The sequence below is a fragment of the Enterococcus sp. DIV1298c genome (assembly GCF_017316315.1).
Classification (GTDB): Bacteria; Bacillota; Bacilli; order Lactobacillales; family Enterococcaceae; genus Enterococcus_B; species Enterococcus_B mangumiae.
Genome location: NZ_JAFLWG010000035.1, coordinates 43,457 through 62,615, shown reverse-complemented (window position 1 = coordinate 62,615; position 19,159 = coordinate 43,457). Strand labels below are relative to the sequence as shown.

Sequence of the window (19,159 nt, the reverse complement as noted above, 5' to 3'; positions counted from 1 at the left end):
GAGGGCTAAACGATGTGGTGGAAAAATGCAGTTTTTTACGAAATCTATCTCGCTTCTTTTGCGGATAGTAATGGCGACGGGATCGGGGATATTGATGGTGTCCGAGAGAAGTTGCCTTATTTAAAAGAAGCGGGCATCGATGCTTTGTGGCTCACGCCGTTTTATCCTTCGCCAAGGGTCGATAATGGGTATGACGTTTCAGATTATTGTGCAGTTGATCCGCAATATGGATGTTTGGAAAATTTTCAATCGCTTTTGGAAGAAGCGCATGCGTTATCGATCAAAGTGATTATTGATGTGGTTTTCAATCACACATCAACGGCACATCCGTGGTTTATTGAATCCAGTGCGAGTCTGGAGAGTGCGAAACGTGATTGGTATATTTGGCGGAATCAACCGACTAATTGGGAAAGTTTTTTTGGTGGCAGTGCTTGGAAACTGGATCAACGGACGAATCAGTATTATTATCACAGTTTTGCAGAAGAACAGGCAGACCTGAACTGGCGGAATCCTGAAGTGAAGCAGGCGATTTATGATGTCTTGTCTTTTTGGTTGGCAATCGGTGTGGATGGGTTTCGTTTTGATGTGATCAATAATCTAACGGTGAGTGATACCTTTGCGGATAATCCAATCGATGCGGATGGCAAACAGGTGCATCTTTATGATGTCAATCAACCTGGCGTGATGGCAGTGCTTAAAGAAATGAATCAATGGCTCAAAACAGTCGATCCAGATATTTTTACCGTGGCTGAGATCAGTTCGGATCAATTATCAGTGATTTCTAGTTATGTGGAAGAGGCAGGATTTGATACGGCATTCAACTTTAATTTAGGGAGTATTGAAGATTTGGATTTGAAGCTATTGACGCATGAATTCCAAGAGATGAATGCACGCAACTATCTCCCTACTTTATTTTTCAATAGTCACGATATGAGCCGGTCATGGAATCGATTGGCACGAGAAGATCGTGGGACGTATGAATTGTTATCCGTCTTTCTATTGATCAATCGTGGCGTGCCCTTCTTATTCCAAGGGGAGGAACAAGGCGTCGGGGATTATCTTCCATCGCATATTTCAGAGATTCGTGATATCCAAGCGAAGAATAAATATCATGAACAATGTCTATTTGTAGAGACGCAACAGGCACTTTTATTTGCTAACGAAGTGAATCGCGACCGCTCACGGGGGATGATTCCTTGGGGAGCGAGTCAACAAACTGGGTGGATCGGGTCGAGTCCGATAAATCCAGAAGGGGAATTGATTTCTTCTGTCTATCAAGAATTGATTCGGTTGCGTAAAGCGGAGGGGCCTTTTCAAGTAGTGACGAATATTCAGTTGGAAAATGGATGTATCCGCTATCAAGTCAAGCATTTATCTGTGCTACTGAATTTTAGCGATTCGTCTGTAAAACAGAATATTTCAGAAAAAGTTCAAACGATTTATGGCAAAGGTGTGCTGAGCGAAGATCGTCAATGGGTCCAAGTGCCGCCAAAAAGCTGTTGGATTGGAAAGGAAGAGCAATGATCAAAATAAAAAACTTAATTGAAGACTATCGAAAAAGTAAATTTGAGCAAATGAAAAAAGCGGAATTTTTGACATTTACTGGTGTGGGGACGAAGGATGTCTACAACATTACCGCTCCATTTGAGTTAGCAGGAGAAGTGGTGCTAGCTGGGCGTGTAGAAGCTAGAGAGAGCGAGCATTCAACTGTTTACTTGTTTAGAGAAACAGCTAAAAATACATGGGCAAAGATTTCTGATGGCATCCAATTGCCGCTACAAGATCCTTTTTATACGGTGATTGATGGGCAAGTGATTTTAGGCGGAGTGGAAGTCATTTTCTTGCCAGAAGGTCAGGCACAATGGCGGACTATTTTTTATCGTTTAGAAGATACAGCAACTGCCCACCAATTGTTTGAAGGTCCGTGGGGAATGAAAGACTTACGGTTGAAGCAATTGGCCACTGGCGAAATCTTGGTCATGACACGTCCACAAGGAGAAAAAGGCGGTCGTGGCAAGATTGGGGCTTGTGTGATCGATCATTTGGCTGATTTATCGATCAAAAAAATCGAAGAAGCGCCATTATTAGCAAACCAATTTTCTGATGAAGAGTGGGGCGGTGCGAATGAAATTTTTGAGATCGATGGCAAGATTTGGGTCTTAGGTCATATTGCCAATTTTGATGAGCAAGGCGATCGTCATTATTATGCGATGCGTTTTTCTTTTGATCGCAGTACGCATGAGATGAAGCATGCGCGCATCATTGCCGAAAGAAAAGATTTTGCTAAAGGGCCAACGAAACGACCGGATCTTGTGGATGTGGTCTTTAGCGGTGGCTTGCACCTGATTTCTGAACAGGCGGTTTTATATGCTGGGATCAGTGATGCTGGCGCACAAAAATTAGAAATTGAAAATCCATTTAAGTAGAGGTAAGTGAAGATGAAAATAGAACGTTTTAAAGAAAATCCATTGATTACACCTGAAGATATCAAACCGTTACATGACGGATATGAAGTGATTGGTGCGTTCAATGGGGGAGTTGCTTATTACCAAGGGGAAGTCTTACTCTTGTTGAGAGTTGCAGAGCGACCGATCTCGGAAGATCCAAAGGTGATCAAAGCGCCTGTTTATGATCCAGTGACCCAAACAATGGAAATCTTATCTTTTGATCGTGAGGATGACAGCTATGACTTTGAAGACCCACGAATGATCCGTAAAAAAGATCAGTTAGATCGTTTTGAATATTTAACTTCTTTGTCTTACATTCGGATTGCGCGCAGTAAAGATGGTCATCATTTTACGATCGACGAAGAAGCGTTTTTGTATCCGTTTAATGAATATCAAACTTATGGTATAGAAGATGCGCGTTGTACACAAATTGGTGATACCTACTACGTCAATTTTAGTTCGGTTTCTCCGATGGGTGTTTGTGATTCTTTAGTTTCAACAAAAGATTTCAGATCCTATCAAGATCTAGGGAATATTTTTGCGCCAGAAAATAAAGATGTGTTGATTTTTCCCGAACAAATCAATGGGAAGTACTATGCGTTGCATCGCCCATCCTTAAAAAGTATCGGAAATTATGACATCTGGATTGCTTCTTCACCCGATTTATTGAGTTGGGGAAATCATCATCATTTATTAGGTGTTCGAGAAAATACATGGGATAGCGGTCGGATCGGTGGCGGGCTAGTGCCTATCAAAACAGAGCAAGGCTGGTTGATCATTTACCATGGAGCGACTGCGCAACATCGCTACTGTATGGGAGCTGCGCTCTTGGATTTAGAAGATCCAACGAAAGTGCTTGCCAGAAGTCATCAGCCGATTATGGAGCCAGAAGCAGAGTATGAAAAGAATGGTTTCTTTGGAGATGTGGTCTTTGGTTGTGGGGCATTACTTGAGGGCGATCAATTGACGATGTATTACGGTGTCGCTGATACGTCAATGGCTGGTTGCACGCTTTCAATCAAGGAGATTTTAGATCAAATGAAAGAGGAACATGCATGACTTGGCAACAAAAATACCAAGAATGGCTTAATGAACCCTCTTTAGATGAAGCGATGAAAGAGCAGTTGGCTGCTCTTTCTGATCCGCTAGAAATCGAAGATCGCTTTTATCAGTACTTGACCTTTGGCACAGGTGGGATGCGAGGGGAACTCGGAGTCGGCACGAATCGGCTGAATGTTTATACGATCAAGCGAGTTGCTTTTGGTTTAGCTACTTACATTCTTGAAACAAATGCGGCGAATCAAGGAGTAGTGATTGCATTTGATAATCGTCATGGTTCAAAGGAATTTGCGGAATGGACGGCGCGTGTATTGGCAAGCCAAGGGATCAAAGTTTACTTATCCGATTGCTTACGTCCGACACCACAATTGTCTTTTCTTGTACGTCACTATCAAGCATATGCAGGAGTGATGATCACGGCTAGCCACAATCCGAAACAATACAATGGCTTCAAAGTTTATGGGCCAGATGGTGGACAAATCACTTTAGAAACAGCAGAGAGACTGACGGAACTTTTAGAAAATGGCCCGAATGAATTAGTGATTGAAGCAGATTCCTTAGCTGTATATAGAGAGGATCAGCTGATCCAGCTTTTTGGCGAAGAAGTTGATACTCTTTACTTGGAACAGTTGACAGCAGTCATTCAAAGTAAAGAAAAGATCCAACGATTTGGTTCTCAACTTAACTTGATCTACACGCCGTTACATGGGGCAGGCAATCGCCTTATGCAAAAAGCATTTAAGCAAATCGGTTTCTCTAACTTGCAGATCATCAAAGAGCAAGCTTTACCTGATCCGGATTTTTCAACGGTAGCGTCGCCTAATCCAGAAGATAAAGAGGCGTTTGCGTTGGCACTCACTGAAGCAAAAAAACAGGATGCACAGTTGATATTAGCAACAGACCCAGATGCAGATCGTTTAGGTGTCGTTGTCTTGAAAGACGGAGAACCGTATTTTCTTACAGGCAATCAAATCGGGGCACTCTTGTTGGATTACTTGATTCGAATGAAACAGCAAAATCAAGAATCGTTGGTGAACTACTTTATCGCTAAAACGATCGTCACTTCAGAATTAGGTTCAAAAATTGCGCAAGCACATGGGATAGAAACACGAAATACGTTGACAGGATTTAAATTCATCGGGGAACAGATCCAGCAATCAGAAGAACAGCATGGGAAAGAGTTTCTGTTTGGGTATGAAGAGAGCTATGGCTATTTGATCGCACCTTTTGTGAGAGACAAAGATGCGATCCAAGCAGCAGTACTATTAGCAGAAGCCGCACTTGATCAGCAACTATTGGGACAAGATCTAATCGACCGCTTGAATGTGCTTTATGAGGAATACGGTTACTATCAAGAATATTTGGAAACACAGGTTTTTTCTGGAAAAGATGGTATTTCACAGATGAATCGACGATTGGATCGTCTGAGGGCGCAATCCTTCTCACATTTGGGGGAGTTTAAGCTAGCGTGTACAGAAGATTATGCACGTTCACTAAGAACCACGCCAGATCAACAATCGACCCTCATTGAGCTACCTACTTCTAACGTGTTGAAATATATATTTACCGATGGTTCATGGCTATGCCTACGACCATCAGGCACAGAACCGAAGTTTAAGATCTACTACTCAGTGAAAGATACAAACCAAGCTTCTGCACAAGCAAAATTGCTTCGATTACAGAAGGGATTTCAGCAACTAGTGGATATTTTATAAATAATACGAAAAGCCAGGTTACACTTCTGAACGGAAGAGTCGCTTGGTTTTTTTGTAGAAAGAATGAACATACTAAAACATAACGTTATCAGCATGGAAACCTTACGTTCATAAAATTAATGGACAATTAGAAAAGAGAGAGCTTTTCTAATTTATTATAAATTGTTATCTAATGACTAGGTATTTTAGTCCTGTTTATTTTTTATTTTGTTATTGTAAATCAGAATTAAATGTGTATATATTTGTTTTTTTATCTTTTATATCCAATAATATAATCCTTTTTTTGAATAGTAATACAAAATGGATTGATTGATGGAGAATAATACTATTAATAACTTATCTAATAATTTTAGCTAGACAGATGCTTCGGTTTGTCTAAAATCAAGACGAATCTAATTCTTTGTTTTGACTGACATAACAATCTATCGTTTTATTCATAACGTTATGAGGTGATAAAATTGGAGATTCGATTGATTAAATCGGAAAAATTACCATTTTTTCCTATAAAATAGGCGTTTTTGAACGTTTTATATTTAGAAATTTCTGACTTTTTTCTTTCTTCAAGCAAATGATTGCACTCTTTCTTTTACTAAAAAAAAGTGGTGTTAGCAAAAAGTCGTTCGCTTATTAGGCAGTTTGTACAGTAGCTTTTTTTACATATATATAGGAAGAAAGTTCTATTTTTAAAACATAAAATAGCATATTAGTTGTTAACTACTCTCTTTTTTTTACTAAATTATTTGTTTTATTGCCATATAAATAAGGTTCGTAATTTTATATATGAGAAAATACTCATCTTCCAAACCGTTTCTTTTGTGTTATTGAAACAACGATTATATAGTGGGTGGAAGGAGGTTATTTTAAAAATGAAAAAAGTGTATAGAGTTCCATTGAATTATTTAGCTGTTGTTATGTTGTTGGTAGCTAATCTGTTGCCTGTTACGAGTGTGTTTGCAGAAGGCGTAGCACCGCCTAAAGAAAATGTGTTTGACTCTGAAAGGCTTTATGTCAAAGCAGATACTGAAACAAATGCAGAAAATCAGCAATTAGTAGATGTTCATTATGAGGTGACGAACAAAAGTACGACACCCATCAACCAGTTGATCATTCATCAAAAAAATGAAAACGATACACCTGTTAAATTTGATGAGCAAACACTAAAAAATGAACAGAAGGTAGTTGAATCGACTGATCCAATCGTATCGTTTGAAAAGATGGAAAAAGAAAAGGGGACGCAATTACGAATTGCTACGCTTCAACCAAATGAAACAAGAAAACTTTCCATTACCGGGGAACAAACGAATCGATCTGAGACTCAACTATTGGTGGAAATCAAAGAAGCAGAAAACAAATTAGGTGAGGTCAAGCTCAACTTTCCCAGAAAAGAATTTGCCCCAACGAGTAGTACCTCAATACCCATACAAGAATCTACCGCACAATCAGAACCATCAGAATCATCAATATCCAATCAACCGATCCAAGAATCAACCAAAGAAACCACGTCAGAACCAGAATCGACTGTGCAAACAGAAGAAACAAAAACAGAAGAGTCACAGTCAACAAGTGAAGAAGCAGAGGACCCCGACCCTGGAGTACCTCAGGCAGCTATGCCTCAAGGCCCTCGACTTGCACCAACACCAGGACGAGGCTTTGATAAACCAATCTATAATAGTGTGCACAAAGGAGAACTTTTTTCTACAGGAAATACTAATTTAAAAATTCTCGATGAAAAAGAGTATCGAGCAAATATTTTTTTAAATACTAGAGCTGCTAGTAGCGTCTATGCAATCAATAACTTTATATTAGAATTTGCGGATGTGGATGGCGACCCGACAACTTATAATTCTAGTCGCGCATATATTGATCTAGATGGTGCGAAAGAGATTGCCTGGGCGGGATTGTTTTGGAGTTCTTCCCGTTATAAAGGCCCTGCTGGAGTAAACCTTACAGATGAAGAAATCAGCGCACCAGTCAAATTTACTACGCCAAATGGTACATCACAAAGAGTAGCACCACAAAGATATCATCGGATTGACCAAGATGCGACGAACCCAGGACAAGGTTTCGGCTATAACAATACAGGTTTTTCAAATTACGCGGATGTTACTTCGATCATTCAAGGAGATAAAAGCGCAACTGGTGGGTACACTTTAGCCGATATTCCGATGACTAATAGTTTAAATGGAAAATATCAATCTTATAATTTCAGTGGTTGGAGTTTATTCATTGTAACAAAAGATCAAGCAAAGCATTCTCGAGCATTTAATGTTTACTATGGTGCTAGAGGGAATAAAGCTGGAACTAATAATGAGTTTGTTATGAAAGATTTTGTTACAGCCAAACAAGGGAAACTAGAACCAATTGTCACTTGGTTTACTGTACAAGGGGATAAATATTTTACTGGTGATAATGCGCAAATCAAAAATAGTGCAGGGAATTTTGTTAATATCATCAATACGATCAATCCAGCTGGAAATGTCATGAACGCCACAGTTTCGGATAATGATCAGCATATGGTTGACAAGTATCCAGGCCAATTCAATCCAGGACATCCGAACTTTTTAGATATCGATATCGATCGTCTCTCGCTACCCGAAGGACTGATCCGAAATGGCCAAAATCAAATCAGTTTCCGAACTACTAGTACAGGAGATGACTATTCTACCAATGCGATTGGTTTCTCTGTCAATGCTGAAATTCCTGAGCTAGAAATCAAAAAAGAAATCATGAATCCTAAAGAGACCTACAAAATCGGCGATACAGTTACGTATCGTGTGCATGTGAAAAACACAAAGGAAAATTCAGAAGCTGTCAATACATTGTCTAAAGACGTGTTAGATAGCCGTTTGGATTATGTTCCTGGCTCTTTGTCAGTCGTTAGTGGGCCAAATGCTGGTAAAAAAACAGATGCCTCTGGCGATGATCAAGCGGAATATACGTCAGCTAACCGAACAATGACTGTTCGTGTTGGTGAAGGCGCTAATGCAACCAACGGCGGTAGCTACAAAGGAACGACTGCTGAAACAGTGTATGAATTCCAAGCGAAAATCAATAATACAGCCGTTGCCGAGCAATTGATCCCTAATCGCGCAACTGTGCAAGGAACAGATGCAGCAACGAATACAGCACTTGAGAATCAATCAAATGTTGTTGAAGTAAAAGTAGAAAAAGAAGAGTTGCCAGGAAAGCTTGAAAGTACAAAAACAGTCAATAATCAATCACCGAAAATTGGCGAAGAAATCGACTATACGATCAACTTTAAGAATACGGTAGAAAATGGTGCTCTAAATCAAGTCACGATCACGGATAGTTTACCTAAAGGCTTGACGTATGTGGAAAACAGCATCGCAAGTAGCGGCAATGAACCTAAACCAACGTCACTGACTGTTGAAAATGGAAAAATAACTGCTGTATATCCAAGAATCGCTGATACAGCTACACGATCCATTACGTTTAAAGTACGTGTAAATGAAGAAGCTGTTGCAGGACAAGCAATCATCAATAAAGCAATCGTTGACGATGGCGAAAATCCACCAATTGAACCAGAAGTTCCTGTCACACCTGTAGAAACACCAGGAGAATTAGAAAGTACGAAAATAGTGAATAACCAATCGCCAAAACTTGGCGAGGAAATCGAATACCGCATCACGTTCCGCAATAAAATAACTAACGGCGTTTTAAACAAAGTGACGGTAACGGATACTTTACCAAAAGGCTTGACGTATGTAGAAGGCAGCTTAACGAGTCAAGGGGACGATCCCCAGCCAACAAATCTAACTGCTAAAGACGGTACAATCACCGCTGAATATGGCAAGATCAGCGATATGAAAACCCGCACGATCATCTTTAGAGTAAAGGTCAATGAGCAAGCGAAAGTTGGCGAAACGATCGTCAATAAAGCGACGATCGATGATGGCACGAATCCGCCAGATGAACCAGAAACGCCGGTGACACCGGAAGAAACACCAGGTGTATTGGAAAGCAACAAGTCAGTGAATGATCAATCACCAAAACTAGGAGATGAGATCGAATATCGTATTACGTTCCGTAATAAAGTCACAAATGGTGTCTTGAAACAAGTCACGATCAAAGATACTTTACCAAAAGGTTTAACGTATATCGAAGGTAGTTTGACCAGTGAGGGCGATGATCCGAAACCGACAAATCTAAGTTATGAAGACGGTACGATCACTGCTGAATATGGCAAAATCAGTGATACGAAAACCCGTACGATCGTCTTTAGAGTAAAAGTCAATGAGCAAGCGAAGATTGGCGAAACGATCGTCAATAAAGCAACGATCGATGACGGTACGAATCCGCCAGATGAACCAGAAACGCCGGTGACACCGGAAGAAACACCAGGTGTATTGGAAAGCACGAAAATAGTGAATCATCAATCACCAAGAATCGGTGAGGAAATCGAATACCATATCACGTTCCGCAATAAAATCCAAAATGGCGTCTTGAAGCAAGTCACGGTAACCGATAACTTACCTAAAGGATTGACGTATGTCGAAGGTAGTTTGACCAGCGAAGGGGACGATCCGCAACCGACGAAGTTAGTGATGGAAAACGGAAAACTGATAGCAGAGTATGGCAAGATTTCTGATACGAAGTCTCGTACGATCATGTTTAGAGTAAAAGTAAACGAAGAAGCGAAGGTCGGTGAAACGATCGTCAATAAAGCAACGATCGATGATGGCACGAACCCACCGGATGAGCCGGAAATCCCTGTCACACCGGAAGAAACACCAGGAGAATTAGAAAGTACGAAAACAGTCAATAACCAATCGCCAAAAATCGGTGATGAAATCGAGTACCGTATCACCTTCCGTAATAAGATCCAAAATGGCGTCTTGAAGCAAGTCGCAGTGACAGATAACTTGCCTAAGGGATTGACGTATGTTGAAGGTAGCTTAAAAAATGAAGGCGACGATCCGCAACCGACGAGTCTAGAGTATAAAGACGGGACGATCACGGCAAAATATGGCAAGATCAGTGATACAAAAATCCGCACGATCATCTTTAGAGTGACAGTCAATGAGCAAGCAAAAGTTGGTGAAACAATCATCAATAAAGCAACACTCGATGATGGTACGAATCCGCCAGACGAACCAGAAACGCCAGTCACACCAGTAGTAACACCTGGACAATTAGAAGTAACGAAAACAGTCAATCATCAATCGCCAAAAATTGGTGACGAAATCGAATACCGTATCAGTTTCCGTAACAAAGTCACTAACGGAGTGATCGACCGAGTGACGATTACTGATACGTTGCCAAAAGGCTTGACGTATGTCGAAGGTAGTTTGACAAGTGAAGGTGCGGATCCGCAACCAACGAGTTTAGGTATAGAAAATGGAGTAATAACCGCGGAATATAGTAAGATCTCAGACACTACTGTGCGTTCGCTTGTCTTTAGAGTCAAAGTCAATGAAGAAGCGAAAGTTGGCGAGCCAATCGTCAATAAAGCAACAATCGATGATCATATCAATCCGCCAGACGAACCAGAAACACCAGTGACTCCAGTGGAAACGCCAGGTGAGTTAGAAAGTACGAAATCGGTCAATCACCAATCACCAAAAATCGGTGACGAAATCGAGTATCGGATCAACTTCCGTAATAAAGTAACGAACGGTGTGCTGAAACAAGTGACGGTAACGGATAACTTGCCGAAAGGGTTAACGTATGTCGAAGGTAGTTTGACTAGCGAAGGGGACGATCCACAACCGACAAATCTAAGTTACAAAGACGGTACGATCATCGCAGAATATGGCAAGATCAGTGATACAAAAATTCGTTCGATCGCCTTTCGAGTGACAGTCAATGAAGAAGCTAAAACAGGTGAAACGATTGTCAATAAAGCAACGCTCGATGATGGCACGAATCCGCCAGATGAACCAGAAACACCAGTGACCCCAGTGGAAACGCCAGGTGTCTTAGAAAGTACAAAAGTAGTGAATGACCAATCACCGAAGCTGGGGGATGAAATCGAATACCGTATCAGTTTCCGTAACAAAGTAACGAACGGTGTCCTAAAACAAGTGACGGTGACGGACGAATTGCCAAAAGGCTTGACCTATGTTGAAGGCAGTCTGAAAAGTGAAGGGGATGACCCACAACCAACAAGCTTATCTATGGAAAATGGCCAAATGGTTGCTGAATACAAAGGAATTACCGATACAAAAGTTCGCTCGATCGTCTTTCGAGTGAAAGTCAATGAAGAAGCAAAAGTCGGTGAAACAATCGTCAATAAAGCGAAAATCGACGATCATATCAATCCGCCCGACGAACCAGAGATTCCAGTGACCCCAGAAGAAACACCTGGAGAACTGGAAACAACCAAAATAGTGAATAACCAAGCACCAAAACTAGGTGAGGAAATCGAATACCGCATCACGTTCCGTAATAAAGTGACGAACGGTGTCTTGAATCAAGTAACGGTAACGGATAACTTGCCAAAAGGCTTGACGTATGTTGACGGTAGCCTGAAAAGCGAGGGAGACCAGCCGGAACCGACAAGTCTAACATACAAAGACGGTACGATCACTGCCGAATATGGCAAGATCAATGATACAAAAGTTCGCACAATCGTCTTTCGAGTAACAGTCAACGAAGAAGCTAAAATTGGTGAACCGATCATCAATAAAGCAAAAATCGATGACCATATCAATCCGCCAGATGAACCAGAAATCCCAGTGATCCCAGAAGAAACACCGGGGGAACTGGAAACAACGAAAATAGTGAATAACCAATCACCAAAACTTGGTGAGGAACTCGAATACCGTATCACGTTCCGTAATAAAGTGACGAACGGTGTCTTGAATCAAGTAACAGTAACCGATAACTTGCCAAAAGGCTTGACGTATGTCGAAGGTAGCTTGACGAGTGAAGGTGATGATCCAAAACCAACCAGTCTAGACTACAAAGACGGTACGATCACTGCCGAATACGGCAAGATCAATGATACAAAAGTTCGCACGATCGTCTTTCGAGTGAAAGTCAACGAAGAAGCGAAAGTTGGCGAAACAATCGTCAATAAAGCGAAAATCGATGACCATATCAATCCACCGGATGAACCAGAAATCCCAGTGATTCCAGAAGAAACACCGGGGGAACTGGAAACAACGAAAATAGTGAATAACCAAGCACCAAAAATTGGGGAGGAAATCGAATACCGTATCACGTTCCGTAATAAAGTGACGAACGGTGTCTTGAACCAAGTGACAGTAACCGATAAGTTGCCTAAAGGGTTAACCTATGTGGAAGGTAGCCTGAAAAGTGAGGGAGACCAGCCGGAACCGACAAGTCTAACTTACAAAGATGGCACGATCACCGCCGAGTATGGCAAGATCAACGACACAAAAGTTCGCACGATCATCTTTAAAGTCAAAGTGAATAACGAAGCTGTGTCAGGAAAAGAAATCTTGAATATTGCGACAGTCGATGATCATGTGACACCGCCAGATGAACCGGAAGTACCAGTTATTCCGGAAAGTCCAGAAGGAAAGTTGGCAAGTGAAAAAACAGTCAACAAGAAAACAGTCAAAATCGGTGAAGAGCTAGAATACCGCATCAGTTTCCACAACACGATAGAAAACGGCGTCTTGAACCGAGTGACAGTGACCGATAAGCTACCAAAAGGTTTGACGTATGTCGAAGGAAGTTTGACTAGCGAAGGGGACGATCCAAAACCAACAAGTTTAGACTACAAAGATGGCACGATCACCGCCGAATATGGCAAGATCAACGACACAAAAGTTCGCACGATCATCTTTAAAGTCAAAGTGAATAACGAAGCTGTATCAGGAAAAGAGATCTTGAACATCGCGACAGTGGATGATCATGTGACACCGCCAGATGAACCAGAAGTACCAGTCATTCCGGAAGATCCAGATAAACCACAAACTTTAGATGGTAAACTTGTAAGTGAAAAAACAGTCAACAAGAAAAGAGCCAAAATCGGTGAAGAGCTAGAATACCGCATCAGTTTCCACAACACGATAGAAAACGGCGTCTTGAACCGAGTGACAGTGACTGATAAGTTACCAAAAGGCTTGACGTATGTCGAAGGAAGTTTGACTAGCGAAGGGGACGATCCAAAACCAACAAGTTTGACTGCAAAAGACGGCACGATCACTGCCGAATATGGCAAGATCAACGACACAAAAGTTCGCACGATCGTCTTTAAAGTCAAAGTGAATAATGAAGCTGTGTCAGGAAAAGAAATCTTGAACATCGCGACAGTGGATGATCATGTGACACCGCCAGATGAACCAGAAGTACCAGTCATTCCGGAAGATCCAGATAAACCGAATAAGCCAGACGTGCCAGTTGTACCAGGAAAAGACGTGCCTGATCGACCAGAGCCGAGAAAACCTACTCCAAAGGAAAAGGAGACAAGAAAGTCATTCCTACCTAAAACGGGAGAAGTTGTTTCTTATACACTGATTGCTCTAGGGGGGATCTTGGTAGTAGTTGTACTGGTCATAGCAGTAAAGAAAAGAAAACAATAATATCGCTGAATGATAAAAACTGAATAACTAAACTGTATTTAATTTGTAGTAGACGAACTTAGATTATTTGTTTCACTATCTTTTATCGATCACAAATTTAGTAGAGATAGTCCTCCAAATCGTTGTAAAGCATTATTTGGAGGGCTATTTTTGCTAGATATCTCGAGGCTATCAGAGTTTAAAAGAAAGAAGGGGTAACGATGTCAAGTTCAAAAATTGCGCTAAATTATGAAAAAATATGGACTGCGTAATCCTTCTTATTCCTGCTAAAATGAACTATAATAAAGTTAATGTCTATTCGTATTATCTCAATGATTGATAAAATATTTTCACTTAACGCTAGTTATTAAAAGCTGTCAAATGTCAAATATGAGATAAATAATCGTTATTACTTTATAAAAATTATTATTTTTTTAACAAAAAATTCATAACTTCCATGTATCTTAAAACTAACTAAAGAAAAGGATGAAAAAAATTGAAAAAAAAGTCTACGTATAAGTTAGTTTCATTTGTATTTCTTTCACAAATGCTACTGACTACGCCTTTACAAGTATTAGCAGATGAACAAGTTTTCTCTGCAGAGCAACCAGCAACAACTGAAAACCATGAATCATTTACTTCAAATGATCAAACGGAAACAACAACTGACTCGTCTGACACGACAGGTGAAGATAACACAACAGATACAACAACGGATGGTTCAGAAGAAACAACTCCGCCATCTACTGGCGACTCTAGTGAACCAACAACACCTGATACTTCAGAACCGACTGAACCGAGTACGCCACCGGAAGAAACAAAACCAACGGAACCGACGAAGCCAACAGAACCAACGCAGCCGAGTCAACCGGAAAAACCAACAACACCACCAACTGGCGGCTCTACAGGTGAAACACAACCAACGCCACAACCAAGTCAGCCAACTCCACCAGTGACAGCTCCGGCTACACCTGTGGAAACAACGCCTGCTCCTGCGGCCCCGGTTGTTCAAGAGGTACGTCAACCTTCTGCAACAACACCGATCCAAGATCTTGTGCCATCAAGTCAAGAAACGGATGAAGGATCGATCCATTTTGAAAAAGATGAATCAGTTGAGAGCTTCATTCGCAAAATCGGTGAATCTTCTCGAGAAATCGGGCAAGAAAATGATTTGTACGCATCAGTGATGATCGCCCAAGCAATTTTAGAATCTGCTAGTGGTCAAAGCCAATTGGCACAATCACCGAACTACAATCTTTTTGGAATCAAAGGTACACATAATGGCAATGGTGTGACTTTTGCGACACAAGAAGATGCTGGGGATGGTACATTGTATACGATCCAAGCAACATTCAGAAGATACGAAAATTATGAGGAAAGCCTAGAAGATTACGCGAAATTAATGCGAGAAGGCTTGACTGGCGACAGCGAATTCTATTCTGGCGTTTGGAAATCTAATGCAGAAACTTACAAAGAAGCAACAGAATTCTTAACAGGTCGTTATGCGACAGATACAAGATATAACGAAAAACTAAATGGTTTGATTGAAACCTATGACTTAGAACAATATGACAAAGAAGTTGCTGGACCAGAGATCAATGAAGAAGGATATATCGTACCATTAAGAAACTTTACGATCTCTAGCCCATTCGGTCCTCGTGGCGGTGAATTCCACCGTGGGTTAGACTTTGCAGCACCTCAAGGGGAGCCGATCTATGCCAGCAAAGCGGGTACTGTCATCAGAGCAGAATTCCATCCTTCATGGGGGAACTATGTAGCGATCGAACATGAAGATGGCACGACTGCACTTTATGCGCACCAACAAGAATACATCGTGAAAGTTGGCGATGAGATCGAACAAGGACAAATCATTGGGTTTGTCGGTTCTACCGGAAACAGTACAGGTAGCCATCTGCACTTTGAGATCAGTCGTGACAACAGCTTAGCACAAGCGCAATTGATTGATCCTGCTCTAGTATTGTTCGGAAATAATAACTAAAGAAACAAGCGTTTTAGATTAAAATTTTACAAAGAAAAGATATTGATGGATTCAACAAGGTAAGTATTTGATTGTCTTACGTTGCTTGAGTTTTAGATATCTTTTCTTTTTTTTTATTGGTAAATCCATTTTAAAATCAATCTGGAAGAATCAAGATATTCTTTGAGTTCTAATTTTCAAACCTTTATACTTTAATTGAAAAGTAAAGGGGAGGAGGTTCAACTTCTGTTTGAATTGTATGCGTTTTCTTAGGGTGTGGGGATGTTGATTGAAGAATGTCTTTGTCGGTGTCTATTCGACTGTCAATTGCATGTTACTGTGGCGAATCAAAGAAATGGGGAAACGAATGTTAGAGCAGACTTTTTTAGTAAATAATCAAAAAACTAGCGTAACACAAGCACCAGGACCTAAAGAACCAGTAGATGAAATTGTTTTAGAGGATTTTACCCAAGATCGAGGGTGGGCGCTGACGAATGCAGAAATTGCGTACAGCTCTGTTGGGGCTAAAATCACATTAACTGATACAACTGCACGTTTAACGAAAGTGTTTACTTATTCTACTTGGCAATATTCTGACTTGATGGTTCAGATTCGTTCGGTGACGGAAGGATTGACGTGGGCATTATCTGTTCAAGATGTGGAAAACGAAAGTCAAGAGATCCTATTACAAGAGGAATCCTCCGCAGCAAATAGTCGTTTTCTAGAAAAGTTCAATTATTCAATCAAAGGGATAGCTGGGGCAGAAGCACTGTCTGATTGGAATGATCCAATCGTCATTGAAAAAACGTTCATGCTTATTTTTACTTTCCGAGGAAATGTTGGAGAATCAATTGATTTAGGCACGATTATCAGAAGTCAGCCAAGTTACGACATCCCATTAGCGCTACCGTCGCAAGTGACAGGAACGATTGCGGGAGTTGATTTTGGCGGAGATCCAACAATCAACGTGGATGAGTTGAGAAATGATGATCCAGTAAATTCAGCAACGATGAAGGAACATCGGAATTTGACCTTGCCATTTAGTCGCCTAGTGACGAATCCAGAATACAACTTTGATAATCAAGCGATCACACCAGTGGAAACCTCTTTTGACTTGCGATTTGGCGCTTATTACGGCATTCGCGGGAATGCAAACAAGACAATGATAAATGGTGAGTATATAAGAGAAAAGAAATCCGGGTTTCAGGACTCTTCGTTGAATGCCCTTTTGAGTATTGATGGGGTCCAAGTAAGTGAGGAGAGTCTACGATCTGCGTGGTATCCTCACAAAGTGATGCTATCGGGTGAAGTACCAGGTGGCGGGCAAATCGCCACAACTGATTTCTTTATTGACGAATCAACACTTGGTCGCATCATCACACTCAGTCAGGTTTCTGGTGATTTTTTTGAGATCGAAATGAGTGATTCGACGACTTCAGCGACCGATTATCAAACGAATAATTTGAAATGTACTTGGGAATCCTCGAATCAAGTTGTCGTAAAAAATGATACACAATTTGCTGATTGGCATCAGAATTTATTCCAAACGGCGATCAAAGTCGTTGCCTTAACAGAAAGTGGTCAAATCGATGCGGATGCGACAGCACAAATCATCCCACCAACATTTATAGAAGGTCGTGGGAAATATCAAATACCTACGACGATTTCTTCGATTGCTTTAGTTATCGGCTATGCCACAAAAGAAGAAGGTGTAACGATGGCAATCACACGAGCATTGCGTGGGGTCGGAATCGGAACGGGTGCGTTGTCGATCCAAGAACACTATGCTGCTCGAAAAACGTATTGGGATCAGTTATTAGCAAGTGTACCGGCTCCACAAACATGGGGTGTTTCAGATCCATCTGTTTATCATCATGAAGTAGTGACAATTGAAAAACATCGGGTACTGTACTATGCCGGCTGGACACATTTGATTGGGAATATTTTGGCACCTACTGAAGAAACAGGGTATGCTTTCACGCAACAATCGCTTGGAAAACCGAGTAGACAATGCGCGGGCGCTTCGATGACACCTGCGAACAATTGTTGGGAAGGACTTCTTCAAATCCAAGACTTGATGTATATCAATCCGTCGATTGCTTGGAGTGGGATGGAAGGGTTCATGTCCATGGTCGATGCCAATGGCTTTCTTTCTGGAGAAGTATTGCCTGTTCGTATGGCGCAAACGATTTGGATGATCCATTCGCTTTCACCCGATGCAGCCAGGCTTGCCGCAATGTATCCCGCTCTAAAACGTCATCTGGAGTGGAAGCTTGATAATCCAAGATGGGTCTACGAAACAATCAATGTAGCAAATGAAGTTGATTCAGAGTTTATGATTTCTGCTATCTATGATACGAAGTTTATCATTGAAATCTGTCAGGAATTAGGCGGTTTGTATGCAGATGAAGTTGCGTATTGGGAAGCGCGTCACGAAGAAAGTCTGGCGAATTATTCCTATTGGATGTTTTGTGATCCATTGTCACATGAGGCGTTGTATTCTTATCCTCAAAATAGTACAAACAGTGACACGAATCGCAAAGTTTTGCGCAACGGAGCAAATCTTCCAGATGCCAACTATCAGCGTGGTATTTGGCAATATTTCTTTATTGGTTGTGTCGATATTGATCCAGACAACTTGGATGAGCGGAAATTCATCCATGGAAATAATGGACATCTTTCTGAGCCGCCAGTTTCAGGATCAACGACTGAGTTACCACATATGATCGGTAGTGGGCTAGTATTGCCAGACTTACCTTCAGCACAAGCTACCCAATTGACTCAGTTTGTGGTGGATATTATTGATCCGTCCTTAGCCTTGTGTGGTTTCCCTGTATTGAAATGGGCACCAAGCTCCTTGTTGACGTATGGGGTGATCAATCGAGGCTTCTATGACGAAGCGAAAGCTCTGATTGACAGTTCACTTGTAAGGGCTATTGAGATTTGGCAGTTTTGTGAAAATTATTTTTGGAATGCAGCGGGGCCTAAAGGAACATATCCGACTTCCTTTGGTGCGAGTCAAATCGTGGATAACACATGGATGATGAATGGCGTGATCAATGATGGCAGTGGCGTTCGTGAAATCCCAAATTGGCAAACAGGACAGAATAAGCCAACGAATCTTCCGCTAGAAATCACAACGGACCAGCCGATCGATCTTAATGACCCTGAAGGAACGCTTGAGCGCTTAGACTTGCCGCAAGAAATCCGTCAAACGTATGAACTCGTTAATGGAGCAGGAGAACCTTATCAAATCGGTAAAATTGCCGCCGTCACTTGGGATGTGGGTTCATTACAACAAGAAAGTACGAATAGCTATACGATTACTGGTGAAACAGAAGCGCATAATCCAGTTGAAGCACATATCACGAGTACGTCATAGTGAGACATTTACTGTGGTTGACCGTCTCAAACTGAGCCAAGTAGTACTTGAGATCGTAAGGACTTCGATAAAATAAACACATG

7 protein-coding genes are annotated in these 19,159 nt (G+C 41.2%); all 7 read left to right on the top strand.

Annotated features, from left to right (window positions below; all coding sequences use genetic code 11):
- The first annotated feature begins 12 nt into the window (after positions 1-12).
- The 7 genes from JZO83_RS08750 (at position 13) to JZO83_RS08720 (ending at position 19,076) form a co-directional block, all read left to right on the top strand.
- A complete protein-coding gene (locus JZO83_RS08750) occupies positions 13-1,524 on the top strand; it encodes an alpha-amylase family glycosyl hydrolase (protein ID WP_207115521.1) in 1,512 nt (503 codons plus the stop codon).
- Positions 1,521-2,426: a DUF1861 family protein gene (locus tag JZO83_RS08745; protein ID WP_207115520.1), complete on the top strand. Its 906-nt coding sequence runs from the start codon at positions 1,521-1,523 to the stop codon at positions 2,424-2,426. Before JZO83_RS08750 ends, JZO83_RS08745 begins: the two co-directional genes overlap by 4 nt.
- A gap of 12 nt (positions 2,427-2,438) precedes the next feature.
- Positions 2,439-3,506: a glycoside hydrolase family 130 protein gene (locus tag JZO83_RS08740; RefSeq protein ID WP_207115519.1), complete on the top strand. Its 1,068-nt coding sequence runs from the start codon at positions 2,439-2,441 to the stop codon at positions 3,504-3,506.
- Complete coding sequence (locus JZO83_RS08735) at positions 3,503-5,221, top strand: phospho-sugar mutase (protein WP_207115518.1); 1,719 nt, start codon at positions 3,503-3,505, stop codon at positions 5,219-5,221. The genes JZO83_RS08740 and JZO83_RS08735 overlap by 4 nt, the downstream gene beginning before the upstream one ends.
- An 866-nt stretch (positions 5,222-6,087) precedes the next feature.
- Positions 6,088-13,737 carry an isopeptide-forming domain-containing fimbrial protein gene (locus tag JZO83_RS08730; RefSeq protein WP_207115517.1) on the top strand — a complete coding sequence of 2,550 codons (7,650 nt, stop codon included), beginning with the start codon at positions 6,088-6,090 and terminating at the stop codon, positions 13,735-13,737.
- A 475-nt stretch (positions 13,738-14,212) separates the two neighbouring features.
- Positions 14,213-15,715 carry a glucosaminidase domain-containing protein gene (locus tag JZO83_RS08725; protein ID WP_206855923.1) on the top strand — a complete coding sequence of 501 codons (1,503 nt, stop codon included), beginning with the start codon at positions 14,213-14,215 and terminating at the stop codon, positions 15,713-15,715.
- 268 nt (positions 15,716-15,983) lie between these two features.
- Positions 15,984-19,076: a hypothetical protein gene (locus tag JZO83_RS08720; protein WP_207115516.1), complete on the top strand. Its 3,093-nt coding sequence runs from the start codon at positions 15,984-15,986 to the stop codon at positions 19,074-19,076.
- Positions 19,077-19,159: the final 83 nt, after the last annotated feature.